This window comes from Trinickia sp., assembly GCF_051961175.1.
Taxonomy (GTDB): Bacteria; Pseudomonadota; Gammaproteobacteria; order Burkholderiales; family Burkholderiaceae; genus Trinickia.
This window is the reverse complement of sequence record NZ_JBQCDN010000273.1, coordinates 1-25,556: the sequence shown is the minus strand read 5'-3', so window position 1 is coordinate 25,556 and position 25,556 is coordinate 1. Positions and strand designations below refer to the sequence as shown.

The 25,556-nt window shown below is 66.5% G+C and carries 21 protein-coding genes and 2 pseudogenes; 22 read left to right on the top strand and 1 reads right to left on the bottom strand.

The window, feature by feature from the left end; genetic code table 11:
* From ACTHL0_RS16160 to ACTHL0_RS16075, 18 genes and pseudogenes are all read left to right on the top strand, one after another.
* Positions 1-385, top strand: a pseudogene (locus ACTHL0_RS16160) (hypothetical protein); the annotation flags it as partial.
* 61 nt (positions 386-446) lie between these two features.
* A complete protein-coding gene (locus tag ACTHL0_RS16155) occupies positions 447-1,049 on the top strand; it encodes a hypothetical protein (RefSeq protein WP_440567816.1) in 603 nt (200 codons plus the stop codon).
* A gap of 38 nt (positions 1,050-1,087) precedes the next feature.
* Positions 1,088-2,023: a type III secretion system inner membrane ring lipoprotein SctJ gene (gene sctJ / locus ACTHL0_RS16150; RefSeq protein ID WP_440567815.1), complete on the top strand. Its 936-nt coding sequence runs from the start codon at positions 1,088-1,090 to the stop codon at positions 2,021-2,023.
* Positions 2,020-2,670 (top strand): SctK family type III secretion system sorting platform protein, encoded by a 651-nt coding sequence (locus tag ACTHL0_RS16145; RefSeq protein WP_440567814.1) that lies wholly within the window; start codon positions 2,020-2,022, stop codon positions 2,668-2,670. The genes sctJ and ACTHL0_RS16145 overlap by 4 nt, the downstream gene beginning before the upstream one ends.
* Positions 2,649-3,452 (top strand): type III secretion system stator protein SctL, encoded by an 804-nt coding sequence (gene sctL, locus ACTHL0_RS16140; RefSeq protein ID WP_440567813.1) that lies wholly within the window; start codon positions 2,649-2,651, stop codon positions 3,450-3,452. Before ACTHL0_RS16145 ends, sctL begins: the two co-directional genes overlap by 22 nt.
* A gap of 113 nt (positions 3,453-3,565) precedes the next feature.
* Positions 3,566-4,879: a type III secretion system ATPase SctN gene (sctN, locus tag ACTHL0_RS16135; RefSeq protein ID WP_440567817.1), complete on the top strand. Its 1,314-nt coding sequence runs from the start codon at positions 3,566-3,568 to the stop codon at positions 4,877-4,879.
* 21 nt (positions 4,880-4,900) lie between these two features.
* Complete coding sequence (locus tag ACTHL0_RS16130) at positions 4,901-5,380, top strand: hypothetical protein (RefSeq protein WP_440567812.1); 480 nt, start codon at positions 4,901-4,903, stop codon at positions 5,378-5,380.
* Between the two features lie 14 nt (positions 5,381-5,394).
* The gene (locus ACTHL0_RS16125) at positions 5,395-6,120 is read left to right on the top strand and encodes a hypothetical protein (RefSeq protein ID WP_440567811.1); all 726 of its coding nucleotides are present in this window, start codon (positions 5,395-5,397) and stop codon (positions 6,118-6,120) included.
* Positions 6,117-7,286, top strand: a complete 1,170-nt coding sequence (sctQ, locus tag ACTHL0_RS16120; protein WP_440567810.1) for a type III secretion system cytoplasmic ring protein SctQ — start codon at positions 6,117-6,119, stop codon at positions 7,284-7,286. The genes ACTHL0_RS16125 and sctQ overlap by 4 nt, the downstream gene beginning before the upstream one ends.
* Positions 7,287-7,299: 13 nt before the next feature.
* The gene (sctR, locus tag ACTHL0_RS16115) at positions 7,300-7,962 is read left to right on the top strand and encodes a type III secretion system export apparatus subunit SctR (protein ID WP_440567809.1); all 663 of its coding nucleotides are present in this window, start codon (positions 7,300-7,302) and stop codon (positions 7,960-7,962) included.
* A gap of 89 nt (positions 7,963-8,051) precedes the next feature.
* The gene (gene sctV / locus ACTHL0_RS16110; RefSeq protein WP_440567808.1) at positions 8,052-10,184 is read left to right on the top strand and encodes a type III secretion system export apparatus subunit SctV; all 2,133 of its coding nucleotides are present in this window, start codon (positions 8,052-8,054) and stop codon (positions 10,182-10,184) included.
* 18 nt (positions 10,185-10,202) lie between these two features.
* The gene (locus tag ACTHL0_RS16105; protein WP_440567807.1) at positions 10,203-10,484 is read left to right on the top strand and encodes an EscS/YscS/HrcS family type III secretion system export apparatus protein; all 282 of its coding nucleotides are present in this window, start codon (positions 10,203-10,205) and stop codon (positions 10,482-10,484) included.
* Positions 10,477-11,277 carry a type III secretion system export apparatus subunit SctT gene (gene sctT, locus ACTHL0_RS16100; protein ID WP_440567806.1) on the top strand — a complete coding sequence of 267 codons (801 nt, stop codon included), beginning with the start codon at positions 10,477-10,479 and terminating at the stop codon, positions 11,275-11,277. The genes ACTHL0_RS16105 and sctT overlap by 8 nt, the downstream gene beginning before the upstream one ends.
* Positions 11,278-11,705: 428 nt before the next feature.
* Complete coding sequence (locus ACTHL0_RS16095) at positions 11,706-12,296, top strand: RNA polymerase sigma factor (RefSeq protein WP_440567805.1); 591 nt, start codon at positions 11,706-11,708, stop codon at positions 12,294-12,296.
* A 26-nt stretch (positions 12,297-12,322) separates the two neighbouring features.
* Positions 12,323-14,041, top strand: a complete 1,719-nt coding sequence (sctC, locus tag ACTHL0_RS16090) for a type III secretion system outer membrane ring subunit SctC (RefSeq protein WP_440567804.1) — start codon at positions 12,323-12,325, stop codon at positions 14,039-14,041.
* 19 nt (positions 14,042-14,060) lie between these two features.
* On the top strand, positions 14,061-15,122 hold the full coding sequence (locus ACTHL0_RS16085) for an FHA domain-containing protein (protein ID WP_440567803.1): 1,062 nt from the start codon (positions 14,061-14,063) through the stop codon (positions 15,120-15,122).
* A gap of 29 nt (positions 15,123-15,151) precedes the next feature.
* The gene (locus ACTHL0_RS16080) at positions 15,152-15,985 is read left to right on the top strand and encodes a lytic transglycosylase domain-containing protein (protein WP_440567802.1); all 834 of its coding nucleotides are present in this window, start codon (positions 15,152-15,154) and stop codon (positions 15,983-15,985) included.
* Between the two features lie 2 nt (positions 15,986-15,987).
* Positions 15,988-18,171 (top strand): hypothetical protein, encoded by a 2,184-nt coding sequence (locus ACTHL0_RS16075; protein ID WP_440567801.1) that lies wholly within the window; start codon positions 15,988-15,990, stop codon positions 18,169-18,171.
* Positions 18,172-18,255: 84 nt separating this feature from the next.
* Here ACTHL0_RS16075 and ACTHL0_RS16070 read toward each other — a convergent pair whose 3' ends face one another.
* The gene (locus ACTHL0_RS16070) at positions 18,256-19,668 is read right to left on the bottom strand and encodes a sigma-54-dependent transcriptional regulator (protein WP_440567800.1); all 1,413 of its coding nucleotides are present in this window, start codon (positions 19,666-19,668) and stop codon (positions 18,256-18,258) included.
* A 224-nt stretch (positions 19,669-19,892) separates the two neighbouring features.
* On the opposite strand from ACTHL0_RS16070, the gene ACTHL0_RS16065 reads away from it, so the two are divergent.
* The 4 genes and pseudogenes from ACTHL0_RS16065 to ACTHL0_RS16050 all read left to right on the top strand — a co-directional run.
* On the top strand, positions 19,893-21,062 hold the full coding sequence (locus ACTHL0_RS16065; RefSeq protein ID WP_440567799.1) for a hypothetical protein: 1,170 nt from the start codon (positions 19,893-19,895) through the stop codon (positions 21,060-21,062).
* 347 nt (positions 21,063-21,409) lie between these two features.
* Positions 21,410-21,868 carry a CesT family type III secretion system chaperone gene (locus ACTHL0_RS16060; RefSeq protein WP_440567798.1) on the top strand — a complete coding sequence of 153 codons (459 nt, stop codon included), beginning with the start codon at positions 21,410-21,412 and terminating at the stop codon, positions 21,866-21,868.
* Positions 21,869-21,950: 82 nt separating this feature from the next.
* Entirely contained in the window at positions 21,951-22,409 is a 459-nt protein-coding gene (locus tag ACTHL0_RS16055) for a CesT family type III secretion system chaperone (RefSeq protein WP_440567797.1), read from the top strand.
* Between the two features lie 34 nt (positions 22,410-22,443).
* Positions 22,444-25,556 (top strand): annotated as a pseudogene (locus ACTHL0_RS16050) (hypothetical protein); the annotation flags it as partial.

Sequence of the window (25,556 nt, the reverse complement as noted above, 5' to 3'; positions counted from 1 at the left end):
TCGTGCAAGGAGATTGAACATGAGCCATTCGCATACTCACAACAACGTTACGCTGTCGGACGGTTCGAGCGTCGATATGGGCGGCGATTCGACGGGCGCACAGGCGCTCAACAAGGAAGTCGGCGAGAACAACAAGCTCAAGCTTGAACTGGCCTTCATGGAAGGGATGGCAGCAGGCGGCTCGGGTGGCGGCGCAGGCGGTGCAGGCGGCGCCGGCGGTGCAAGCGGCGGCAACTACACCGACCGCGTGGACGACGTGTTAGGCGGCAACAACGCCAGCTCGGGCACCTCGGGCGCGGGCACCAAGGGCAACTCGTTGCTCGACTTCGTGAACAACCTCGAAGGCACGCTGGGCGCCGTTAGCACCGGCCTGGGCAAGGCCTAAAGGCGGCGCACGGCCGGGCCACTGGCCGTCCGGCGCGGGACGGGTAAGCGGGCGCCGCAGCGTGTCCGCTCCCCGCCTCGCGACCGCCACCCGCGTGTCGCGCCCGCAGCAAACGGCCGATACGTATCCCGTGTTGCACCCAGCCAGCACACTGTCGCGCGAGTTGCGTACCGAAGGTGAATGCATGACGCTCGTACTTAGTTTCGGCGGCGCGGCGCCGGGCGCTGATGCGCTGGGCTCCGCTGCGCAGGCAGACCCGACCCGGCACGATGCAAACCCTGCCGACGTGGCGCGGTTTCAATCGTTGATGAGTCCCGGCGGCGAGAACGAAGCCGCGAATGCACCGGCATCGACCGAATTCGGCGGTGAACTGCGCATCGAGCGCACGAGCCACCCGGAAGGGGCGGACGGCTACCTGCACGGGTTTCGCGATGTCGTCGGGCAGATGAGCAAGGCGTCCGGCGAACTGTCGAACCGCTATCAGAAATTGGAAAAGGAAGCGCTCGATTTTGGCAACAACCTGGATCTGAACGATCCGGCCACGGCCATCAAGGCGGTGGAGCACCAGGCCCAGATGTCGACGGCCAACCTCGAATTCCACTTCGTCCTGCAATCGGCGGACGACGTGCGGCATACGTTCCGCACGCTCTTTCAGCAACAGTAACAGTAACAGTCACCACAACGGCAAGACGGGAGCGACGCATGACGCGACGACTGAAAGCCTACGCACGCCGCGTGGCAGGGATGCGCCAGCGCTTCCTGCCCGTGCTGCTCTGCATGACGCTCATGCTTGCCGCGTGCAAGGAAACGCTCAACAGCAAGGTCAGCGAATCGGAAGCGAACGAGGTGCTCGGCGTGCTGCTCGATGCGGGCATCGAAGCGCGCAAGGTGCCCGCCGACGAAAAGAACTACGACGTCGAAGTCGACAAGGACGACCTCGCGCGGTCGCTGGACGTACTGCATGCCCATGGGCTGCCGCGTGCCCACTACGAAGACCTCGGTCAAATCTTCAAGAAGGACGGTCTCGTGGCCACCCCGGCCGAAGAGCGCGTGCGCTACATCTATGGTGTCTCGCAGGAACTCGAGCAGACGCTCGCGCATATCGACGGGGTCGTCGTCGCCCGCGTGCACGTCGTGATTCCGCAGAACGATCCGCTCGCCGATTCGAAAACCCCGTCCTCGGCGTCGGTCTTCATCAAGTACCGGCCCTCGGCGGATCCGAACGCGCTCGCGCCGCTCGTGCGCAGCCTTGTCGTGCGCGGCATCGAGGGGCTCGATCCCGATCACGTGAGCGTGGCTTTCGTCGTGGCCGAGCCGCCCGCCACGACGAACCGGGTGCAGATCGAGCATGTGCTCGGCGTGCGCGTCGATACAAAATCGGTTGCGTGGCTGCTTGCGTTGCTCGCGGTGCCTTGGACGCTCGTGCTCGTTGTCGTCGTCGCGATCGCCACCCGCTACCGTGCCGGCGTGAAGCGCGAGTGTGCGGCGCTGGCCGCCTGGGGGCGTGGCGTCTGGCAGGCGCTGCGCGGCAAGCGCGGCGCAGCGGCGGCGGGCGAGGATGCCGCGGCCGACGCGTTGCCCGCGAACGCGCAGCCGGCTGCGCTCGGCCGGCCGCAGCCCGAAGGGGCGCCGTCGTGAAGCGTGAGTTCGCGCCGCTCGTCTGGGCCTTCAACCTGCTGCCATCGTCCTGGTGCCATGCAGGTTGGCTGCCGCGCGGCGTAGACGATACGGTGCTGCGCGAGCGGCATGCCGTCGCCAACCCATGCCACCGTTACCTTTCGCCCTGGCTGCTCGATGCGCATGGGCTCACCGGTCGCTTCGAATTCACGTTCCCGGATCGCTTTGCGCGAATCGCATTGATCGACGCGCCGGCCCTCGAACGGATGGCGACGCTGCTCGGCTTGCTGCTGCGCCGCGAGGCGTTGCGCCGCATCGTCGACGGGGGGCAGCTCGCATCGCTGCGCTCGGCTGTCGGCATGGCCGAGATCGGCTTTCTCGGGGCGAGCGCAGGCGCATTCGCGCTTGAGGTGCCGGACGAGATGGGGCGGCTGCCGGCATCGGGGATGGGGCAGACGTTGCAAGCGGACGGCAGACAGGTGCTCGCGTGCCTCGGTCGAACCTGCTCCGGTGCGGTGGCGGACCGCTTGCAGATGAAGTTCCAACCTGCCGTCGATACCGACCTGCCTCGATTCTTTTCCTCCGACGATGCCGATCTGGCCAAAGCGTGGATCGTCGAACAACTGGTGCCGAGGATGCTGCCGTCATGGACGCCCCTTTTCTGCTGATTGCCGACGATCTGCGCGTGGCGCCGGGCCGCCGTGTGCTGAAAGCGCCCGAGTATGCGGCGCTCGTCGACGCCCATGGATTGCTCGACGCGGCTCGGCGCGCGGCCGAGGCAAGCGCCGAGCGTGCGCAGCACGAGGTGCAAGCCGAGCGTGAGCGCGGTTTTCGCGAAGGTGCCGACGAAGCACGCCGCGAGGCGGCCGCGACACTGACGCGGATCGCCGCCGGCGCGGCGGCGACGCTTGCGCGGATCGAGCCGTTGATCGTCGAGGCCGTGATGACGGCGCTGCGCGGCGTGCTCGACGACGCAAGCGCCGCAGTGTTCTATGACGCGGCGTTGCGAAAGGTGGCGCGGTTCGTCCGGGATCAGCGTTTTCTGACGCTGCGCGTGGCGCCCGACGACGAAAGCGCTGCGCGCGAACGGCTCGATGCGTTGCAGGCTGCGGGCGTGTTTGTCGGTTTCGTCGACCTCGAGACCGATCCGGCACTCGCATCGCGCTCGGCCGTCTTGCGCTCGGAATCGGGCACGGTCGACGCAAGCCTCTCGCTCCAGCTCGAAGGGATGGCGGCCGCGCTCTCCTGCGAGGCTGGCGCGATCGCCGCGAGTATTTCGCCGGAAATGCCCGCGCCGGCATCCGCGGGCGCGCCCGTGGAGGATCGCGGCTCCGGCTTGCATGCAAACGAGTCGTCGCTCGACGGCGAGCGCCATGGCGACCCGGATTCGGACGTCGATGCGGAGTCCTATCTGTTCGACGACGAGAGAGAGGACCTATGCCTTCGGTGAATGAGCGTTTGCGTGAGCAGGCCGGCGCGACGGCTGCCGCACTCGACGACCCGGCGCGCACGACAGGTGCCTCGGACGGCAAGACCTGGGCACCGCCCGCTGCCCGCGTGGACATGTCGCGCCTGTCGGCGTCGCTCAATCGCGCGCTCGGCGCGGTACCGACCGTCGCGATGCGCGGCCGTGTGATCGAAGCGGTCGGGATTCTCGTGAAGGCGGCCGGCGTGCGCGTGAAGATCGGCGAGATTTGCGAGCTCGTGGAGCCGGGCGGCGAACGCGCGTTGGCCGAGGTCGTCGGCTTTTCGCGCGACGGGGTGCTTTTGATGCCGTACGCCGGTTTGCCGGGGCTTTCGCCCGAGACGGAAGTGATCGCCTGCGGCCGCCCGCATGAAGTGATTGTCGGCGATGCGCTGCTCGGGCGCGTGCTCGACGGCTTCGGCAATCCGATCGACGGGCTCGGCGAGCTCACCGGCCCGGACCTCAGCCGCGCGAGCGTGCACGCCTTGCCGCCCGATCCGATGAAGCGGCGCATCATCGATTCGCCGATGCCGACCGGCGTGCGCGTGATCGACGCGTTCCTCACGCTCGGCGAAGGGCAGCGCGTCGGCATTTTTGCACCCGCGGGCGCTGGCAAGAGCTCGCTCATGGGCATGCTCGCGCGCAGCGCCGAGGCCGATGTGAACGTGATCGCGCTGATCGGCGAACGCGGCCGTGAAGTGCGCGAATTCATCGAGCATTCGCTCGGCGAAGAGGGCATGGCGCGTTCGGTCTGTGTCGTTGCCACGTCGGACAAGACGGCGATCGAGCGCACGCGCGCGGCCTACGTCGCCACCGCGATCGCCGAAGACTTCCGTGCGCGCGGTGCACGCGTGCTGCTGATGATGGATTCGCTCACGCGCTTTGCGCGCGGGCAACGCGAAATCGGTCTGGCGAGCGGCGAGCCGCCGACGCGGCGCGGCTATCCGCCGTCGATGTTCTCGGAGCTGCCGAAGCTGCTCGAGCGCGCGGGGCAGAGCGACACGGGGTCGATCACGGCGCTCTACACGGTGCTCGTCGAAGATGAGCAGACGGCCGACCCCGTGGCCGAAGAAGCGCGCTCGATTCTGGACGGCCACATCATCCTCTCGCGCAAGATCGCCGCGAAGAACCGTTATCCGGCTGTGGACGTGCTCGGCAGCGTGAGCCGCGTGATGTCGCAGATCGTGCCGCGCGAGCACGCCGACGCCGCAGGTAAGGTACGCAAGCTGATCGCCAAGCACGACGAAGTGGAGCTGCTCGTGCAGATCGGCGAATACAAGGCCGGCACGGACAAGCTCGCCGATGAGGCGATCAAGAAGGCCGACGCGATCGGCGGCTTTCTCGGGCAGCGCTCCGACGATTACACGGCTTATGACGATTCGCTCGGCTACCTGCAGCAGCTCGCGCGCTGACCGCGCCACGGAGAAAGCGTCATGGCTGGCCAGTTCAAGCGCATTGCCGATATCCGTAAGCGCCGCGAGCAATCGTGCGAGCGCACGCAGCGCGAGGTGCGCGAGGCACGCGACGCGCGGCGCAAGGAGCTGGAGGATGCGCAGGCGCGGGTGCGCGAGCAGGAGCGCGAATTCGCGGCCTACTGGCAGACGTTGATGGATGGGCTCGGCAACGGGCTCGATTACGCGGCGTTCCAGGCTGCGCTGGTTTGGCGCGACACGCTGCAGGCGCAACTCGAGGCGGCGCAGCGGCAGTTGCCGCAATTCGCGGCCGCGCTGGAAAAAGCCGAAACGCGCCTTGCACGCGCCGCGGACGATCTGCGGCAGGCAAGCCGCGCGCTGCGCAAGATCGAAGAGCAGTGGCGACGCGAACGCGAGGCCGACGCACTCGTTGCGGAAGTTCTGGCCGAAGCCGAAGCCGACGAATTCGTCGAGACGCTGCCCTGCAAAGGCCGACCTTGATACGGAGACCAACCATGCAGCGCAAGCCGGCGGTCGAACCTCCCGCGGCCCCTGTTGCGGGGCATGCCGACGCTGCAGCGCGTGCGCGCGAGGCGCCGCACGAGTTGCACGCACGAGCCCAGGCGTTCACCTCCTGTCTGAGCGCCGTGCGGCAGCGCCACGGCTCGGGGGCCGCCTTTGCGCAGCGCGAGCGGTCGTTCGACGGCGAAGCGGGCGCAGGCTCGCCGTTGCACGCGCTGTTCGACGGCTTCGAAAGCGGCGCGGGCGGCGGCGGAACGCAAGACGACGGTCAGGACGACGGTAACGAAGCGCAATCGCGCGCCGACGCTTGGATGGGGGCGCAGCAAGACGCGAAGGCGTTCGATGCGGACTTCGGCATGCCCGGCGAGCCCGAGGTTGCCGGTAGCGGCGCCATGACCGCAACAGCCGCGCTTGCACAGCAGCTGGCTCAGCATGTCGGCGATCGGCTGATCGAAGCGGTGCGCATGAGTCTGCGCGGCGAAAAGATGATGGTGCGCGTGCCGCTCGGCGACGGCCTGCTGGCTGGCAGCGATGCGGTGCTGACGCGCGAGAACGGTCAGGTGACGGTACGCGTGCGTGCCGGCACGGACGAGGCGCGCAAGCGCCTTGCCGCCGGTACGGAGACGCTGCGCAAACGGCTCGCTGGGGCGATGCCCGATTGCCTCGTCAGTGTCGAGGTGACCAAGGACGGTGGCGACGAGCGCACCGAATACGCATGATGACGCGCGATGAAGTGAGCGGCACGGGTGCGGGAGATACCGTGGGTACGGCGGGCTTGGCGGGGGGCGATACGGACGTCGATACGGACGTCGATTCGGGCGGCCTCGCCGCACTGCTCGAATACGTCGATTGGAACAAGGCGCAGCACCGCAACCGGCTGGTGGGCCGCTGCGCGCCGCAGCCCTGCCTGCTGGGCGCGAGCGCTTTCGTCTTTCATTGGGACATTGGCGCGCCGACGCCGTGGCGTCCGGCACTGAAGGTCCGTCTGGCGGTAGGCGGGGCGAGCGTGCAAATCGAGCTGGACTCGATTGCGCCGCTGTTCGGCTCGATGGCGCTGCCGTTTGGCGAGATGCCCGGCATCGCGCTGCGGACGCTGGCCGCGCAGGCCGCCGCAGAGGCCATCGCGGCGATCGAGGCGGCGAGCGGCGCAGCGGTGGCGATCGAGGAAGTCGAACTACGCGGCGAGCCGTCCGATGCCGCGGCGGGCCTGCCGTTCTTTCTCGAAGACAGCGCTTCCGGCGTGCGCGTTCGCGGCACGTTGTCCGACGAAGCGGCGGGTCTCGCGGCGAGCCTCTGTGCCCGCTGGCCCCAGGCGCGCTCGACGCTCGAGCGCGTCCCGTTGCGCTGCCGGTTCCTGGCGGGACACCTCCGGCTGACATTTCGCGAAATCCAGGGAATTTCCACGGGCGACCTGTTACTCATCAATCGAGTGGCTCAAACGACGGAAGGTGTCGGCATAGCGCTGACCGTCGCGGGCAGTGCGCTGACTTTGATGCGCGGACAAGCGAGGGGTGACACGGTGCAGATCATGGACGATACCGGTTTCGAAGTGGAGGGGGCCGAAACGATCGAGCCGCCGGCTTGGTCGGACGAGCGCACCGGCGATGCCGGGACTGCTGCGGGCGATATTGCCGCCGACGCCGCGGCGGACGAGCCCGACCCTTTCGACTCGATCGAGTTGCCGCTCGCCTTCGAACTGGGCGAGCAGACGCTGACGCTCGGCGAACTGGGTTCGATCGCGCCGGGCTATGTGTTCCGCCTGCCGCAACCCGTTGCCGAAACGTCGATCGCCATTCGCCTGAACGGGCGTGTGGTGGGCAGCGGTCAGCTCGTCGCGCTCGGCGACGCGCTGGGTGTGCGCGTCACGCGTTTCCTGCAGCCATAGGGCGGGCTAAGCGATGCAGTCCGGTTTCCTGCCCGATCCGCTTACCGCCTTTGCGATTCTCGCGCTGCTCGGCACCTTGCCGTTCATCGCGTTCGTCGTGACGTCGTTCACGAAGATCGTCGTAGTCCTGGGGCTGTGCCGCCAGGCGCTCGGCGTCCAGCAGCTGCCGCCGACGACAGTGCTCAACGGCCTTGCCGTGATTCTCTCGGCCTACATCATGGCGCCCGTCGGCAACGCCGCGTATTCCGTCGCGCTGCCCTACCTGTCGAACGGGCACCAACTCTCGTTCGACGTCGTCGAGCATGTCGTGGAAGGCGCGAAGGCTCCGTTCACCGATTTTCTGACGCGCCATGCCGATCCGCGCGAACGCAAGTTCTTCGTCAAGACGGCGCAGTCGCTGTGGCCCAAGGCCCCGGCCGATGCTGTCAAGGACGACGACCTGATGGTGCTGATTCCGGCGTTCACTGTCTCCGAGCTGACGGCGGCATTCCAGATCGGGCTCATTCTGTATCTCGCGTTCGTGGTCGTCGATTTCGTTGTCGCGGCCGTGCTGCTGTCGCTCGGCATGTCGATGATCTCCCCGACGACGGTGTCTATCCCGTTCAAGCTGCTGCTGTTCGTCTCGCTCGACGGCTGGGGCAAGCTCATCCATGGACTCGTGCTGACGTATCGCTAGAAGCCGCTTCCAAGCCGTCTATAAGCCGTCTATAAGCCGTACCCCGGCTTATCGTCTCAATCGCTGCCATACCGTTCAAACCCGCTGCCATGTCGACTCCTCACATCGCTTCGTCCGCACCGGCCAAGGGAGCGGGCACCAATCCGCTGCTGCGCGCGCAGTCCTTCATCGCGAAAAACCAGGACGTCGTACTCGTCGCGCTGATCGTCGCCGTCATCGCGCTGATGATCTTTCCGCTGCCGTTCCCGGTACTCGATGGGCTGATCGCGTTCAACATCGCGATCAGCATCACGCTGCTGATGTCGGCCATCTATGTGCCCGAAGCGCTCGCGATGTCGACATTCCCGTCGCTGCTGCTGTTCACGACGCTCCTGCGGCTCGGCTTGAACATCGCGTCGGTGAAACTGATTCTGCTTCATGCCCATGCCGGTGAAGTCATCGAGACGTTCGGCCGCATGGTCGTGGGCGGCAACTACGTCGTCGGCGGCGTCGTCTTCCTGATCATTACGATCGTGCAGTTCGTCGTCATCGCGAAGGGCTCGGAGCGGGTGGCGGAAGTCGGCGCGCGCTTTACGCTCGACGGCATGCCCGGCAAGCAGATGAGTATCGACGCGGACCTGCGCAACAACATCATTACGGCCGACGACGCGCGCAAGCGCCGCAAGCACCTGGAGTTGGAGAGCCAGATGCACGGCGGCATGGACGGCGCGATGAAGTTCGTGAAGGGCGATGCGATCGCGGGCCTCATTATCTCGGCCGTCAACATCGTGGCCGGGATCTGCGTCGGTTCGATGATGATGGGCATGTCGGTCGGCGACGCGGCCGCGCGCTATGCGATCCTGACGATCGGCGACGGGATGGTCTCGCAGATTCCCTCGCTGTTCATTTCGATCGCGGCCGGCGTGCTGATCACGCGTGTCGCGGGGGCAAACTCGGAAGAGTCCAACCTCGGTGCCGATATCGGCGGCCAATTGCTCGCGCAGCCGAAAGCGCTCCTCATTACCGCGATCATCCTGACCATCTGCGCGCTGCTGCCCGGCTTCCCGAAGCCGCAGTTCGGCCTGCTCGCGTTCGCCGTCGGCGGGATCGGCTGGAGGCTCCTGAAAAAGAGCAAGGTCGAGAAGGCATCGGCCGAGCACATCGAAATGCCGTCTTTCGCACGCGAAGGGGCGAAAGAAAACCCGCCGATGTTGGAGACGGAGCAGCCGATGACAGCCGTGCCTGTTCTCGTGCGGCCTTCGCCGAAGCTTGCGGCGCTGTTCGAGCGCGATGCGCTGAACGCGGCGCTCGAAGCTGCGCGCGCCGAAATGCATGCCGACCTGGGCATCCCGTTCCCCGGCATGCGCATGATCGTCGACGAGAAGCTCGAAGGCACGACCTTCGCGATGTTCGCGTTCGACGTGCCGTTCGGCACCGGTGAGTGGCGCGACGACGCCATTGCCGTGATCGTGCCGCAGGCGGCCAAGCAGCAGGAACTGCGCGATGCAGGCATCGCATTCATGGATGCGATGCCGCAGCCGTTCCCCGGTGCCGCATGGGTGGCCACGGGCGAAGCCGCGGCACTCGCGGCGGCAGGCGTCGAGCCGGCCCCGCTGGCCGCGTGGCTCGCCGGCCACGTGAAGGCATTGCTGCGTGCGAATGCGCCGCTCTATCTCGGCATGCAGGAGGTTCGTACGATTGTGACACGGGCCGAAAAAGACTATCCGGACGTGGCGAGCGAAGCGGCGAAGGCGATGACGCTGCAACGGATGACCGAAGTGTTCCGGCGGCTCGTCGAAGAGGCCGTACCCGTGCGCAACGTGCGTGCGATTCTCGAAGCGCTCGCGAACTGGGCGCCGCGCGAGAAAGACACGGTGCTCCTGACGGAACATGTCCGCGTGGCGCTCGGGCGCTACATCACGCACCGTGTGACGGGCGGCGAGGACAGTCTCGACGCCGTGTTTATCGCACCGAAGACTGAACAGCTGATTCGCCAGTCCGTTCAGCAAGGCGGCGGCGGCACCTACATTCCGGTGGCCCCGGAGCGTGCCAGGCACATGGCGTCGCAGGTGGCGACGCTCGGGGCGAAGTCCGCGCGCGGCGCTGTCATGGTGACGCATATGGACGTGCGCCGCTACGTGAAGAAGATGCTCGAGCCGTACCTGCCCGATATTGCCGTCTTTTCGTTCGAAGAACTGAACGCATCGGTCAAGCTCAATCCCCTCGGCCAGGCCGAGGTCTGAACCGCACGAGGCAACGCAATGGATGTTCAAACCGTCACGGATCTTTGCTTCCGCGGCTTGCAGCTCGTGATCGTGCTCTCGCTGCCGGCCGTGCTCGTTTCGTCGGGCGTGGGCTTCTTCATCGCGCTCATCGAGACCATCACCTCGATCCAGGATCAGAGCATCGCCGGCGGTGCGAAGATCATCGCCGTGTTTCTGACGGTCATGCTGACGGCGCACTGGTCGGCCAACGCGATCCTGAACTACGCAGGCACGCTGTTCGACGCGATCGCGAACGTCGGCGTTCGCCACCATGGCTAGCACGACCTCGTTCATCGTGCCGATCGAGGCGATGCTGTTCGCCTCGACGCGGCTGATGGCGATGTTCATCGTGTTTCCGCTTCTGCAGCAAAAGGCGATCGGCAACATGGTGCGCGCGGGGCTGGCCGTCAGCCTCGGCTGCCTCGTCGTTCCCGTCACGTTTGCGCAGATGCCGCAGGCGATGGACGCGTCGCAGATCATCTTCATCGTCGCAAAGGAGGCGATGATCGGCGTGATGCTCGGGTACTGTGCGGGCTTGCTGTTCTGGGCCGTCGAAGGCATGGGCAGCTTCGTCGACCAGCAGACGGGCGCGAGCTCGTCGGCCGTGGTCGAGCCGATGTCAGGTCACCCGCAAGGCCCGACGGGCGGATTTCTGCTGCAGATCTTCGGTACGCTGCTGGTGACCTCGGGCGGTTTTTTGACGCTGCTGCGAGCCGTCTACGATTCATACGTCGTGTGGCCCGTGTTCGCCACGGCGCCGATACTCGCGCGCGGATTCGATCAGTTTCTGACGCTTCAGTGGGATTCGCTGACCGACCTGCTGCTCAAGCTCAGTGCGCCGATCGTGCTGCTGCTTGTGCTGATCGAACTTGCGCTGGGCCTCGTCGCCCGCTACCTGCATTCGCTCGACGTCCACTTCCAATCGATGGCGATCAAGCAGATCGTTTCCATCGTCATGCTGGCCACCCTACTCACGATGTTCTTCTCGACCTCGATGGCGATGTTTTCGCCCGATTCGCAGGTCCGCCGGTTCATTCACCGCGTCTCGCCCGACTACCGCCCCAACCACTGAACGCGACAGCGCCCTCACGCGCTGCCCGCGTGCCGCCGGAAACGTCGGCGCGATCACGCTTTGTCATCGCAGATAGTTAGGAGTACGAATTGAAATCGGCGCGCGATCGTGCCGATCGTTTGTGACGTCAATATGAAAAAAATCGCGCAAGTTGTGAGCATCTTTAAGGAATTGGCCGTCCATACGGTAGGCGTCTCGCATAAATGAAAAGGCCAGCGGCTGCCGTTTTTCATCGCTAAGAAACGCGCCCCGCACGGCGTTATTTTTGTCCAAAAAAACGTTTTAAAAACAGCTACTTGGAGACATTGTTCACATGGCATGGAGGCTGCTTTAGAGGGCCGTCGACTCGCATGAACGCGACACGGCGATGCGAGACGAGAACCAGCAAAAGCGTCTGAGCGCAGACGAAACCTCACGAAGGACCGACCATGACCACGACCTGCATGAACGCCTCGAACGAAGCCCACTCGGGGGGCACGCTCAACGATGCCGAGCGCGCCGAAAGGGACCGCATTTTGGCCGCGCTGTTCCGTGAGCACCAACGGCGTTTGTTCCAGTTCATCTTCAAGCGTGTGCGCGACGTATACGAGGCAACCGAGCTCACGCAGCAGGCGTTCGTCGAGGCGTGTCATGCATTCCGCACCTTCCGCGGGGAGTCGGAGTGCGCCACGTGGCTCTACGGTATTGCCGTCAATCTGATCCGCAATCACGTGAACCGCTCGCCGAACCGCCGCTACGACTTTTGCACCGACGAGGCGATCGAAGTGATGGAGTCGCTCGATGGCGATCCGTTCGATCGCGTGAGCACCAAACAAAAAGCGGCACGCCTCGAACGCAGCCTGCAGGGGCTGCCCGACGATCTGCGCAAGACGCTCCTGATGGTGGCCGTGGAAGACAGGAGTTACGAAGACGTGGCCGCCGAACTCGCGATTCCTGTCGGTACCGTGCGCAGCCGCGTGTCGCGCTCGCGCGCGATGTTGCGCGACACGCTCGATCACGCGTCGGCCGTCGCGGCCTGACGGACAGGGGACTCACGATGCATTTCATGAAGCGAATCGGTGCCGTCACGCTTTCCGCGCTCTTGCTGCTCGGCTATGCGGCGCCCCTCCATGCGGCCGAGATCCACTGGCGCGCGGGCGATTTCTCATATGTGGCAGAAGGGAAGAAACTGCCTGAATTCCTGCGCGAATTCGCGGCCTCGCAGGGGCTCGTCGCGATCGTCGACAAGGAGATCGACGGCAATGTGAGCGGCAACTTCAAGATGGCGCCTGCGCGCATGCTCGAGACGATCAGCCGCGATTTCGGGCTCGTCTGGTATTACGACGGACGCTTCATCTACTTCTACCCGGCGGGCTCGGTCAGCACCAAGCTCATCAAGCTGACGAGCGCGCCGCCGTCGCGGCTCGTCGCGAGCCTTCGCTCGCTCGGCATCGACGACAAACGGTTTCCGCTGAACATCGACGACAAGGAAGGGACGGTCGTCGTGACGGGCCCCGCGCGCTACGTCGAGCTCGTGGATGAGGTCGCGCAGCTCGTGGATCAACGTCAGACGTCGCTCTCGAATGCCGAGGTGCGTGTCTTTCCGCTGCGCTATGCGTGGGCCCAGGATCGCACGCTGTCGAACGGCGCGGGCGGCGGCACGATACCGGGCGTCGTCTCGATGCTCAAGGGGCTGTTCGGCCAATCCGATGGGAACGGCTCGCGCGGCGGCCGCACGGGGCCGTCCCCTCAGCAGCTCAAGGCGATCGCAACGGGTCATTCGGTCAACTCGCCGGTGTTCGGCAAGGTCAATGTGCCGCCGGAAATCGGCGATGCGCTGGCCGCCTACGATCAGGCCAAGCATGGCGACGAAGGCGGCGGTGCCGGTGGTGGGGGCAGCTCGGCCGGCGACCGTCTGCCGCGTTTCGAGAGCGACAGCCAGATGAACGCCGTCGTGGTGCGCGACTATACGTGGCGGATGGACAGCTACGGCAAGCTCATCGACGCGCTCGACGTGAAGCCCGGGCAGGTGGAGATCGAAGCCCGCATCATCGACGTGCGCGTCGAATCGCTCGAAGACCTCGGCGTGGGCTGGGCATTCAGCAGCAGCCACCTGAACCTGAGCTTCAGCGGACGCGCGCAGAACGCAACGACGACCACAGGGTCGACGCCGGGCACCTCGACAGGGCCGAGCTCGGGCATATCGGCCGGCAATGCGCTCGTGACCGGCTCGGTTCCCGGTGCGCTCGCCACGACGATCATCGGCGGCGCAGCGCGCTCGCTCGTGACGAGCATCAACGCGCTTGCACAGGACGGCAAGGCGCGCGTCGTGTCCCAGCCGAAGGTGCTCACGCAGGACAACGTGCAGGCCACGCTGTCGGATAACCAGACGTTCTACGTGCGCGTGGCCGGCAGCTTCAGCAGCGATCTCTACAGCGTGACGGCAGGCACGACGCTGCGCGTGACGCCGCTCACGATCCTCGACAAGGACGGGCGGCGCAAGGTGAAGCTCAGCATTCATGTGGAAGACGGCGAGCTGTCGCAGGCGTCGGTCGATCAGATCCCGGTGGTCGACAACCGCAACATCGATACGGAAGCCATGATCGACGAAGGCAGCAGCCTCTTGATCGGCGGGCTCGTGTTCGAGCAGGACGCATCGGTCAACTCGGGCATTCCGTTCGTATCGAAACTTCCGATAGTCGGCGGACTGTTCCGCCAGAAAAACGATAACCGCGTGCGGCTGGAGCGGTTGTTCCTGATCACGCCCCGCCTCATCGACGGCTGAACCTGGTGGAGAAAACCTCATGCTCACCCTGAAGGTCACAAAAGGATTGCATGCCGGCGCCGAACTCGCGCTGCAGGCAACGACGTATCTGATCGGCAGCGACGAGTTTTCGTGCGATGTCGTGCTGCTCGACAAGGGCGTGCTGCCGCAGCACGCGAGGCTGACGGTCACCGGCGACGGGCAAGTGCTGCTCGCGCAGCTCGGCGTGGCGCCGACCGCGCCCGATCCCGCGGCGGCGGGCGAGGGCGTGCCGCTGTCGGACGATGAACCCGTTGCCGTCGGTTCGGCCGAGATCCGCGTACTCGGCATCGTCCGCGCGCCGGTCGCTGCGGCCAAGGTGGCGGACGAGACAGCGGACGCTCCGGCGGCAGCAACTGAGTTCGAGCCCACGCTGGCTGTCGCCGACACCGGTGAGGACACCCAGGCGTCAAAGGCTGACGACGCTCATGTGTCTGCACCGCGGTCGCTGGTTACGCCGGCCCAGACAACGTCGACTCGCCGCCGCGGCAGCTTCTTCGGCGGGGTCGCCATCAGTGCGGCGCTGCTGTTCGCTGCGGGCGGGGCGATAGCAGTCGCGAACACGCTCGGCGCCGACGATCGCGAGGAGCGGCAGATTGCGGCGATGGTGCAAACGCTCGGCTACCTGAATCTCGACGTCGAGAAGGGCGAGCGCGGCGAGCCCGTCGTGTCCGGGTATCTACCGTCGCAGACGGACGTCGACCGGCTGAAATCGGCGTTGCAGCGGCACCGCTACGACGCGACGCTGCGGATCTCGGTCCGCGCGACCGTGCAGCAGTTCGATACGGGGCTCTCGCAGAGCCGCTACCGCGTCGTGGCGAGCGGCGACGACGTGACGATGCTCGAACCGAAGCCGGCGCCGGCGGGGCCGCGTCCGGCGCCTGCCGTCGATTTGCGCATTCGTTCGGCGAGCGCGGGGGACGACGCCTACATCGAAACGGAGGCCGGTCAGCGTTTCTATGTCGGCTCGACGCTGCCGGGCGGGTTCCAGCTGGCCGCCGTCACGTCCGACGGCGTGGTCGTGACGAAGGGCGATCGCCGCACTGTCGTGCCGATCAATTGAGGGCGGCCGGGATGCGAGGACCAGGACGGGTGAGAGACAAGGGCCTGCGCGACGCGCTGCGCCGCTTGCACGCGCGGCGTGCAAGCGTAGCGACGCTCGCCTGCGTTGCCATGGCGTTGCCTGTCGACGCGCGCGCGGCGCTCTACGCATGTCACGACGGCAGCGGCCACGAGTACCGGATGCATCAGCTCGTGGATGCGGTGCTGATCGACATGCATTGCGTGCCGCTCGACGACGATGGCGCTGCCCCCGGACAACCGGCTCCGGCGCGCCGGGGCGCGGGTTCGAGCGTGAGCCAGGGGCTCGACCGATTTTCTCATCCCATCGCGATCGTGTTCCCGACTTCGCCTGACGATGTGCTCGCACAAGGGCACATGGACGCGCTGCCGGCGGCGTTCAGTTCGCCGCTTGGTTTGGCGAAGTTGAGCGTGCGACGCTCGGCGTTGTTGCAGAGCGTCGCGCCGATGATACGCAAGGTGGCGAACGAGTTCGGCGAAGACCCGGGGCTCTTGATGGCGATCGTCAGTGTGGAGTCGGGTTTCAACCCGTCGGCCGTTTCGCCGAAGGGTGCGGTCGGCCTCATGCAACTGATGCCGGCCACCGCAAGGCGGTTCGGATTGCAGGGTGGAGCGGGCGCGCTGTTCGATCCGCAGGTGAACCTGCGGGTGGGCGCGCGCTATCTCGGCTATCTGAAGACGTTGTTTCCACGCGAGCTCGATCGCGTGATCGCGGCGTACAACGCCGGCGAGGGGGCCGTCATGCGATTTGGCGGGCGGATTCCTCCGTTTGCGGAGACCCAGGCTTACGTGGTGTCGGTCATGCGCGCCTACGCGCAGTTCGCGAAGAACAATGTGGAGCAATGAAGATGGCGGGTACGAGCGGGGTTTCATTCAGGCAAGCGCACGAAGCGCATCCGGAAGAGAGCACGGCCGCCGATGTGGCCACGGCTTCCTCTGTCGCACGTGCCGAACCGTTGCGGTTCGGTGGCGCGACGTCGGTCGGCGAGCCGAACGCGCTGCAGACGTTGCAGGCGGCGGCGCATGCGCTGCGGCATGCGTCGGTCGAGATGGGCGCGCTCGAAGGGAATCTTGCACGTGTTGCGAGGCAGGCGCGTGCCGCCGGCCGCCGTCAGGCCGACCCCGCTGGCGCGAATCGCGGCGCGCAGGCATCGGATGCCGAACTGACTGCGCAGCGCCGCACGCTCAGCGCGAAGCGCGAGCAGGCGGCGGGTCAGGCAGCCGCGGTACGCGGCAAGCTCGATGCGCTGCACGGAGCGGTCGAATCGATCGAGCGCGGGCTCAGGAAGACAGAAGACGAAATCGAGCGGCTGTCGGCGCAACGCGCGCACGTGCTCACGGCCGACGCCCATGACGAGCATGCCGAAAGAATCGCCGGGCTCGAAGGTACGATCGAGGCGGCGAAACAACGGATCGCCGAGGCGGACAAGCAATTGGCGGCGGACACGAAGGCGCTCCAGGTGGCCCAAGAGGCGCCGAAGCCGGCGCAGCGGCGTCAGGAAATCCGAGAGCGGCTCACGTCGATGTCGAACCCGCAACGATCGACCGAGGAAGCCGTCGACTGGCTTCGCTCGACGCTGTATGCGGCATTGCCACCCGCCGCGCAACCGGGCCGTCGCGGCGCGCGGGCGGGGATGTCGGAGGAGGAGCGCATCGATGGCGAGTTGGCCCAGCTCTTTGCGCGGCCGAGGGCCGGGCAGCCGTATGAACTGCGGCTCATCGCGCAGGACCCGGTGGCCGCGCTGGACCGCATGCTGAACCTGTGCTCGATGCTGGTGTCGACCGAACAATATCGAAGGATCGAACAGACCGTGGCGCGGCACGCGGTCGACACCGCGTCGCAGGCACTGCGAGGCGACGCGCCGGGCACTTCGCAAACGTCGCTGCGCAGCCGGATCGCCGCGCGTTTCGCACCGCCGGCGCACGCACGTGCCGCGAACGACCTCATCGGCATGCTGCGTGAAAGCCATAGCGGCGCGCAGTTGGAGCGGCAATGGGGCATGGGGCGCCCGGCCGTGCATGTGGGGATCGAGGCGCTTTACCGGGGATTGAGCGCGAACGCAGGCTGGCTCGCCGATGCGATGGCCGCGAAGGCGAAGCGCTATGGCGCAATGCTTGCCCTCGACGAAGCGGAAAAGGGCGCACTGAGCGCCGGCGAATTTGCGCCGCTGATCGGGGCGCGCATCGCGGCCGCGCAGGGGCGCAAGGCCGAGGCGCAGACGACGATCGACGCGGCGCGCAGCGAGCTCAAGACGCTGCAGGAAGCCCGGGCTGCAACGCTCTCAAGCTTCACGGCCGGGCGTGCTGAGCGGATCGACGCATTGGATCTTGCGCTGCAGCGTGCGCATGTCAAGCTCGAGGACGACTTGCAGGCGCAGAAGGGGACGGTCGAGCAACACGGGGCGTACACGGAAGACTATGCGACGCATAGCGCAAAACGCGACCGCATCGACACGCAGATCGCCGCCATCGATGAGCAGATCGAAGCAAGGCGCGGGGCGTTTCGCGAGGCGACGCGCGAACAGGCGCAGGTCCGCGAACGTCATCGCGACGCAGTCGCCGAGGCGCGCACGGCAGTCGATGCGGCCTGGCATGCGGTGCGCCACGAACCCGCGGTGGCGCGTGCCATCTCGTCCGAGGCGCTTGAGCGCGTCATCGATCGCCACCTCGGGCAGACGAGCGAGCAGATGCGGGAACGCCTGGGCTCGGTTTCGCGCACGGCGACGTATCGAAGCCGCGCGGCCCTGCTGCGCTCGATGGCCGATGCGCTCGACGACGCGCTCAAACGTAACCCGGCGCTGCTCTCGGCCACGACGCCGGCCGACGTCGAGCGGCTCGGCTATCTGGGGGCACGCACCGAATGGCTGGTCCAGCACGACGGGATCGTCGGTCACGGCGCGCGCGTCGGGCGCAGCAGCCCGATCGAGCATCCGAACGCCGTGGCAAGCAGCTATACGTTGGACTGGAGCCAGGAAGGCAACGCAGGTGCGGTGCGGATCACGCACCTCTATCCGTGGGTGCCGCGGCGGTGACGGCGGCGGCGAGGCGCCGCGCCGCGCCTGATCGGGCGGCGACAGCAAGCGGCTACACGGCGCGGCGGACGCGATTGCGGGCACTTAAGCGCGCGAGGCGTCCGGCGGCGTTTGTTCGGCGGCCGTGCGCGCCTGGCGCGGCAACTCGATGCCGAACTGTTTGAGCTTGCGGTAGAGCGTCGTCATGCCGAGCTGCAACTCGGTGCAGACAGCGGCGATATTGCCGTCGTGCCGGCGCAAGGCATCTTCGATCACGACCTTTTCGACGGAATCGAGCGCATCGGCAAGCGTTTTCGGGTGGTCTTCGGCCGGCGTGCCGGAGAGCTGGACCGGCACACCGAACTGCAGCTGCTCGGCGACGTTGCGCAGCTCGCGCACATTGCCGGGCCAGTCGTGCGCGAGCAGCGCCGCATGCAATTGCGAGGCCGCGCGCTCGACCGTTGCATCGATGGCGCCGTTCGCGCTCGCCTGCAGAAAGTGTTCGAGCAGCCGCGGCACGTCCTCGCGGCGCTCGCGCAGTGCCGGCACGCGCAGCGTGACCGTATTGAGCCGGAACACGAGGTCGGATCGGAAATGCCCCGCTTGCGCGTGCGCGGCGAGATCGACCTTCGATGCCGCGATCACGCGGATATCGACGGGGACCGGATGCGTCGAGCCGAGCCGCTCGACCTGCCGCTCCTGCAACACGCGCAGGATCTTCGCCTGCAGGTCGAGCGGCATCGCATCGATTTCGTCGAAGAACACGGTGCCTCCGTCGGCCGACTCGATGCGCCCGATCCGCTGCTTCGTCGCGCCCGTGAACATTCCGGCTTCGTAGCCGAACAACTCGCTTTCGAACAGGGTCGGCGGGATCGCCGCGCAATCGACGGTGACGAACGGACCGCGGCGGCGGCTGAAGCGATGCAGGCATCGCGCGACGAGATCTTTGCCCGTACCCGTTTCGCCGATGATGGTGACTTCGGCCGAAGTCGGTCCGATCTGCGCGACGAGGCGCCGCAGCGCCGCCATTTGCGGACTCTTGCCGAGCAGCATGCGTTCGAGCTCGGCCAAGACGAGCAGCCGGTCTTCGAGCGAATCGCGCTCGAGCTTCATGCGCCGGTGCTGCACGGCGAGGCGCAGCGCCGCAAACAGCTGCTGGCGATCGAACGGCTTTTCGATGAAATCATGTGCGCCGGCCTGCATGGCTCGAATCGCGGTGGGCACGTCGCTTCGGCCCGACATCACGAGCACGGGGATGGCCGGGTCTGCCGCGTGGACGGCTTCGAGCACGGCAAAGCCGTCGGTATCCCCGAGAAAGAGGTCGGTCAGGACGACTTGCGGCCGCGTCCGCGTGAGCAGGCGCGTGGCATCGGCGAACGTTGCGGCGGCCACCGCATCGTAGCCGCCCAGCACGAGTGCATTGAGCAGGCTTCGGCTGAAGTCGCGATCGTCCTCGACGAGGAGCACGCGCACGCGCTCGTCGGGACCGGCGCCGGCGCCTTCTGAAGCAGGGTTCATCGTATTGCCGTCCCGCTTGGAGCTGTCGGGAAAATCAAGGTTGGAAACGATTCAAAGTGTACCGATTCTTTATCGGCGAAGTGTGCAGGTCGACTAATAGTAATAGTACGTTATCCCGCCGCGGCCCGGCGAAACCGGGTGCGGCGTTTTGAACTGTTTTGAACTTCGCGGGCCGCGCGGTTACTGATTCGGTACAGGCTCTAAAGGAAACACGGGACGACAGCATGATTCGCGACCTACAGTTGAACGCCAACCCGTACAGCGCACAGGTGCTGGAAGTGGCGGCGTCCGCGGGCGGCGAGGCCACCGGCGACGCCGGGGGCGCGCGTGCGCTCGCGTTCAGGGCGAACCCCGATGCGACCGTGCTCCGGCACGCGGCGCATGGTCATTGGGGCGACTGGCTTTTCCGGCATCACCACGGCGTGCACCACGCCCAGGCGACGGCTCAAGCCCGTACCCAGACGAAACCGCAACAGCCCAAGCGGCGCGCCAAACCGGGCGGTGCGGGGCATGGCACCGACGCCATGCACGATCCGTCCGAAGCGCATATCGAGGACGAAGAGGAAGCGAAGCAGGCCGGCCGCATGCAGGCGGCGCCCATCCATGCGCGTGGCACCACGCATGTCGACCGGGTCCACAGCCGCAATCATGCTTCGCGCGCCGATACGCATACGACGCTCGAAGAGGGCGACCTCACGATCACGGGCGTGCAGCGCCGGCTCGATTGGGACGACCCCGACGACGAGTCCGTGGAGGGGGCGCATGGAGCGGGGCTGCCGCCGCTCGCGCAGGCGCAAGTCGTCGCGCTTGCACGCAATATTCACCGCGATGCGCTTTCGCTGGCGGGCATCGTCGGGCGCCGGCAGGCGGGCGACGAGCTCGGTGCGGCGGCGGATGGGCTGCTCGAGCGGGCGCAGCGGTTTCTTGCATTGACCGACCCGCAAGCGTCGCAGCTGCACTTCGCATCGAGCGATACGCCAGATCAGGCGAGCGATGCCGCTGCGAAGACGAAGGCGGGCCTCACCTCGCGCGCTGCACCTGCGGCGAGCGCGGCCCGCTCGGGGGCGATGCAGCGGACGTCGGCTGCGCGGCAGCCGAGCGCCGCGCGGATGGCACGCGCGAGTCATGAGGCGGCGTTCGCGCCCATCGGCACGGGACGCAGCGCAGCGCCGGCATTGCAGGCGACGCGCGCGCCGCACGTCTTCGGCGACAACCTGCGGATTCTGCTGCGCCGCTCGTACATGCGTTGCGAGCGCCTGCTGCCCCGCGTGGTGAACCTCGTCAAGGGCTCCGGCAGCTTGGGCGGGTTCGTGTTTCGCGACGGTCACGCGCTCGAGTGGTTTCGGGGTGCCGGCCTCGGTATGGCGTCGAGTACCAATCCGCTGCACCTCTGACGCGTACGTTCGATTCGTACGCGCCCGATCGCTCGATCGCCCGAGCTGTCTCGTTCGTCGGATCCGCACGGTGTACGCGCATGTCCACCTGCGCGCAGTGCAGTGCGCACGGCGCTCCCCGCGCCTGCCTGTGTCGTTTGCCTGTCTCTGTTGCCCCGTCGTCCTCCTTTTCCCGTCGCCCCTCGTTTCACCCATTTGTCACACGACGCGTGCCCGTTGATCGAACTGCGGCCGGGGCGCGGTTACTCATGGCTTGAATGACCCACGCGAGCGGCGAGCAGACGCCGCCGCGTCGGCTTTACGGCGCAGCCAATCGAAAGCGAAGCAAGTCAAAGGGACGACACGTCATGGCAATCGAGAATTACGTCAAGCTCATCAAGGGATTTTGCGAACTCGTCAAGATCGAAGACGTCGACACCGTGCTGGAGCAGGGCAGCGTGGCCGTCAACGGCGTCGGCTTTTCGTTCGTCCCTGCGGGGACGGTGGAGCGCCAGGAACTGCTCCTGTACTGCGATTTCGGCCCGTTGCCGGAGGGCCGCGAAAACGAGGCTTGTCGCCGGTTGCTCGAGATCAACGTGTTCCTGTCGGGCGGCACGCTGCCGGCCGCGTTCACGTTGAACCCCGAGAGCGAGCATGTGCTTTTCAGCTATCGCACCCCGCTCGATCAGACCGATGCGGAAACGCTCGCGAACAGTTTGCAGCTGTGCGTCGAGCAGGCGGAGAGCTGGCGCTCGGGGCATTTCCTCGACAGCCCGGCCGGCAACTGGGGCATGGGGGCCGAGGCCGCCTCGAGGATCCCGGTCTGAAGCTCGGGCAGTGCGTACGGCGGTAATGACGAAACGACATCGAAAACTCGAAAACTCGAAAACTCGAAAACAGAGGACGCACATGGAATACGCAAACTACACGAAGCTCTTGAGCGAGATCGGCGAAAAGGTCGGGCTCGACGACGTGGCACGGCTCGCGGACGGCGGGCAGCTCGACATCTCGGGCCATGCCGTATCGATTCGCTACGACGAGCTGGCCGACCCGTTGCATGCGCTCGTGCATGTCGATCTCGGCGAGGTGCCGGGCGAGGACCGCGAAACGGTCTACCGGTATGCGCTCGAAGTGAATTTCCATCTTGCGTCGAGCGAGAAGGGTGCCCTGAGCCTCGACCCCCAGGCCGACCGGCTTCACTACTCGTTCCGTTTCCCTTTGAACGGCACGCGCAGCGCCGCCGAGCTGCTCGATACGGTCACCGAGCTCGTCGATGCGCTCGACGGAGAGGATGCCGCTCGTGTGTCCGACATGCCGGCGCACGCCAGTGCCGCACCGGCGTACAGCTTGGGCCGGGTCTCCGTTTGAGTGCCCGCTCGTCGATTCGGTCAGGATACCCAACATGAAACTACATTTGTCTTCCCTGATTTGCGGCGCAAGCAGTGCAAGCCATGCCGCGGAGGCTGACGCCGGTACGTCGAGCGCTTCGCGCTCGGGCGCCGCGCATCGGGGGCATGACGTTCGCGTGTCGTCGGGATCGGGACAAGAGCCCGCGTCGAACCCGAGCGCGCGCCGCAGCACCTTGGGCCGGCTCGGCCGGGCGATGAGGAATGCGATCCCGGGGCGCCGGCATGAGCGCCAGCAACGGCCTGCCGAGCGAACGCAAGTGCCGCCGGATTACGTGACGATAGGCCACTTTCTGAGCGTGACCCGGCCTGACGGCAGCTTGAGACGCGAAGCGAGCGTCGGTTCGGAGCATACGGACCATGAGACGAACGCATCGACGAGCGGGCAGACCGGCGCGAGCGGGCGCGCGCAAACGCGGGACCAGGCCGGCACGAGCGCGCAACATCAAACCGATACGGCGCAGTCCTCGGCACAGGGGGCGGGCGGCGTGCCGCATCACGATCCCGAGACGCACGAGCAGCTGCTCCGGATCAAAGCCGGCTTCGATGCGAAACGCCAGGATTTCGACAAGCGAATGGGCATTGCGTCTCATCCGAAGTCGAAGGGCTTCCTTGCTTGCTTCGGCAAGATTGGCGGATCGTCGTCGCGGCCGTCGCAGGCCTCTGCCGGTGGACGCACGCAGGGTGCGTCGACGCATGCGTCCGAGCCGCCGCCGAACACGGGGCGCTCGGGCCGCAGCGAAGGCTCGGCCGCATCGGGCCGCAGCGAAGGCTTGAACGGATCGGGCCGCAGCGAAGGCTTGGACGGATCGGGCCGAGACGAAGGCTCGGCCGCATCGGGCCGCATTCCGAGCGCCACTGTCAGCGAGCTTTCCGCTTCATTCCGCTCCGAAGCCGGCAGCTCATCGGAGCGTTCGTTCGGATCGGGCACGACCGAGTTTTCGGAGAAGTCCGACCGCCCTCGCTCCGAGCTGAGCAGCTTGTCCGAGCGTTCGCTGGGATCGGGGTCCACGTCGTTTACTTCCGAGCCGGCCACTTCTGAACGCTCAGGCGACGTATCTTCCCCTGCATTTCGCTCAGAAGCAGGCAGCTCATCGGAGCGTTCGGTGGGATCGGGTACGACGCCGTTTACTTCCGAGCCGTCCACTTCCGAACGCTCGGGCGACGCATCTTTCTCCCCGCTGCGCAGGTCGTCTTCCGAGCCGCCCACATCCGAACGCTCGGGCGATGCATCCTTCTCGCCGCGGCGAACGTCGTCTTCCGAAGCGGCAACGAGTCCTTCCTCTTCGGGCGTATCGTCTCCCGCCCGCGAGACCGGGCACGAACTGCCGTCGCTGACGCACGCGGCCTCGGAGGTGCAGCTTGCTTTGAGCCTGCTGCTGCGCGATGCGAGTCCCGAGGTGCGCGAAGGCAGCGCGCAGGCCGGCGCGCTGTTGCGGGAGGAGCCCGTCGAATTGCCGCTTACGCAGGTCGCCCAACACGTGCGCAACGCGCTCGACCAGGCGGCGCTTGAGCTTTCTACGCCCTCCGAGACGGACGCGTTCGCCTCGGCACGCTCGAACCTGACCGACCGCGAGTCGCGTTCGGCCGCGAGCCAGCGCGAATCGGTGCTGCAACGGTCCCCCTCGCAATCGAGCGACGAGGACGCAGCGTTCTTCCGGGCGATGGAGAACGAACTGGGCCACCACGTCGAGACGGGCAGCGCCGATGACATCGGCCACGCGTTTTTCGATCGATTGATGGCCGACTCACCCCGGCATTCCGATGCGGGCAGCGACGTGCACCACGACTGGCAGATCGTTCCGCAAGGCCACCGCGAGCAAGCCGAGCACGCGGGCGCCGGCTTGTCCGAGCATCGCGACATGGTTCCGGCGTTCGCCCCCGAGCACCGGCCCGCCTACCATGTCGAACTGCCCGAGGATAGCGATGCGGGTTCGTCCCACCACGTGTCCGAAGGGGCTGTGGGGCGGCACGACCCGAACGCGCCTCGGATCGAAGAAGTCACCTCGCAACGGGACCACATCGTCATCGACATGCCGAGCGATTCGAGCGATTCGAGCGCGAGCCGCATTGCGTCGACGTCGCGCGCCGGCGCAATGGCGGGTGCCGGTGCCGCCGGCCGCATCGGCGCCACATCGGAGGTGCCCGGTGCAGCGCCGCCATCGCGTATCGCGCAAGCGGTCGGCTCGATTCGCGTGATGCTGCAGAACATCATGGAGAACAACTTCACGCATCCGCTGCCGCGTTGGGGGGCTAACATCGCCCACGCGGCGGCTCGGGACGGCGCTACGGTGCTCGTCGCCACGGCGTTGCGGGAAGTCGTCGGCTACCTCGTGCAGCAGGCGACGACGCGCGGTACCGAACATGCGCGGGCGCAAGGGCCGGAGCATTTGGCTGCATCCGAGCACGCGCAGGTGTTGGCTTCTGCCGGGATTATCGCCGGGGTGGCCGCGCTGAACCTCATGTCGCTCGCATACAACGCGCGTAGTCAGCGGCAATCGGCGCGCTCGGTGCCCTCTCAAGCCTTCAACCTTGCGGCGCTTGGCGCGGCGAGCGCGGCGGCTTACGGCACGGGCACGCTGGGCGGGGTGATGCCGTTGCTCGCGAAGGCAGTGGCCTACACGGGGCTTCGCGATGGGATGAACCTGTTCACGAACTTGAGTTCGAATCGCGAAGAGCTTGCGCCGCATGCATCGCAATCGAACATGGCGGCGAACTGGTCGGAAATGCTCGTCTATTCCGCGAACCAGTTCGTAGTGAGTACGCTGCAAAACCAGCAGCCGTCGCATTCGGGCACGAGCGAGTGGGCACAGCGCCACTCACTGCACCACGTTATACCGAACCTGATTGCGTTTGCCGCGGCGAACGCGGGCGGCGAAATCGCCGACAGCACGGCCTACCCGGCGCTGCAGGCGTTTTTCGACGCCGGCCGCGGGCGCGCTGGCCTGGATGCGGTCGGGCAGACGCGGCTCACCGCTTCGCTGCGTACGCCGATGTCGACGGCGGCTTCGCAGAACATCCCGACGCACGAAGCGATTGCGCGGCACCTGCTCGGGCCGTTCACCGCCCGTACGACGATGTTCGCGACGCTCTATGCGACGTCCGGCGC

Coding starts and splice junctions, on each gene's coding strand:
- sctN (WP_440567817.1), top strand. CDS start 3,566: ATGTCGCGCCTGTCGGCGTCGCTCAATCGCGCGCTCGGCGCGGTACCG.
- ACTHL0_RS16130 (WP_440567812.1), top strand. CDS start 4,901: ATGGCTGGCCAGTTCAAGCGCATTGCCGATATCCGTAAGCGCCGCGAG.
- ACTHL0_RS16060 (WP_440567798.1), top strand. CDS start 21,410: ATGGCAATCGAGAATTACGTCAAGCTCATCAAGGGATTTTGCGAACTC.
- sctT (WP_440567806.1), top strand. CDS start 10,477: ATGGCTAGCACGACCTCGTTCATCGTGCCGATCGAGGCGATGCTGTTC.
- sctR (WP_440567809.1), top strand. CDS start 7,300: ATGCAGTCCGGTTTCCTGCCCGATCCGCTTACCGCCTTTGCGATTCTC.
- ACTHL0_RS16105 (WP_440567807.1), top strand. CDS start 10,203: ATGGATGTTCAAACCGTCACGGATCTTTGCTTCCGCGGCTTGCAGCTC.
- ACTHL0_RS16070 (WP_440567800.1), bottom strand. CDS start 19,668: ATGAACCCTGCTTCAGAAGGCGCCGGCGCCGGTCCCGACGAGCGCGTG.
- ACTHL0_RS16055 (WP_440567797.1), top strand. CDS start 21,951: ATGGAATACGCAAACTACACGAAGCTCTTGAGCGAGATCGGCGAAAAG.
- sctJ (WP_440567815.1), top strand. CDS start 1,088: ATGACGCGACGACTGAAAGCCTACGCACGCCGCGTGGCAGGGATGCGC.
- ACTHL0_RS16095 (WP_440567805.1), top strand. CDS start 11,706: ATGACCACGACCTGCATGAACGCCTCGAACGAAGCCCACTCGGGGGGC.
- sctC (WP_440567804.1), top strand. CDS start 12,323: ATGAAGCGAATCGGTGCCGTCACGCTTTCCGCGCTCTTGCTGCTCGGC.
- ACTHL0_RS16075 (WP_440567801.1), top strand. CDS start 15,988: ATGGCGGGTACGAGCGGGGTTTCATTCAGGCAAGCGCACGAAGCGCAT.
- sctV (WP_440567808.1), top strand. CDS start 8,052: ATGTCGACTCCTCACATCGCTTCGTCCGCACCGGCCAAGGGAGCGGGC.
- ACTHL0_RS16065 (WP_440567799.1), top strand. CDS start 19,893: ATGATTCGCGACCTACAGTTGAACGCCAACCCGTACAGCGCACAGGTG.
- sctQ (WP_440567810.1), top strand. CDS start 6,117: ATGATGACGCGCGATGAAGTGAGCGGCACGGGTGCGGGAGATACCGTG.
- ACTHL0_RS16125 (WP_440567811.1), top strand. CDS start 5,395: ATGCAGCGCAAGCCGGCGGTCGAACCTCCCGCGGCCCCTGTTGCGGGG.
- sctL (WP_440567813.1), top strand. CDS start 2,649: ATGGACGCCCCTTTTCTGCTGATTGCCGACGATCTGCGCGTGGCGCCG.
- ACTHL0_RS16085 (WP_440567803.1), top strand. CDS start 14,061: ATGCTCACCCTGAAGGTCACAAAAGGATTGCATGCCGGCGCCGAACTC.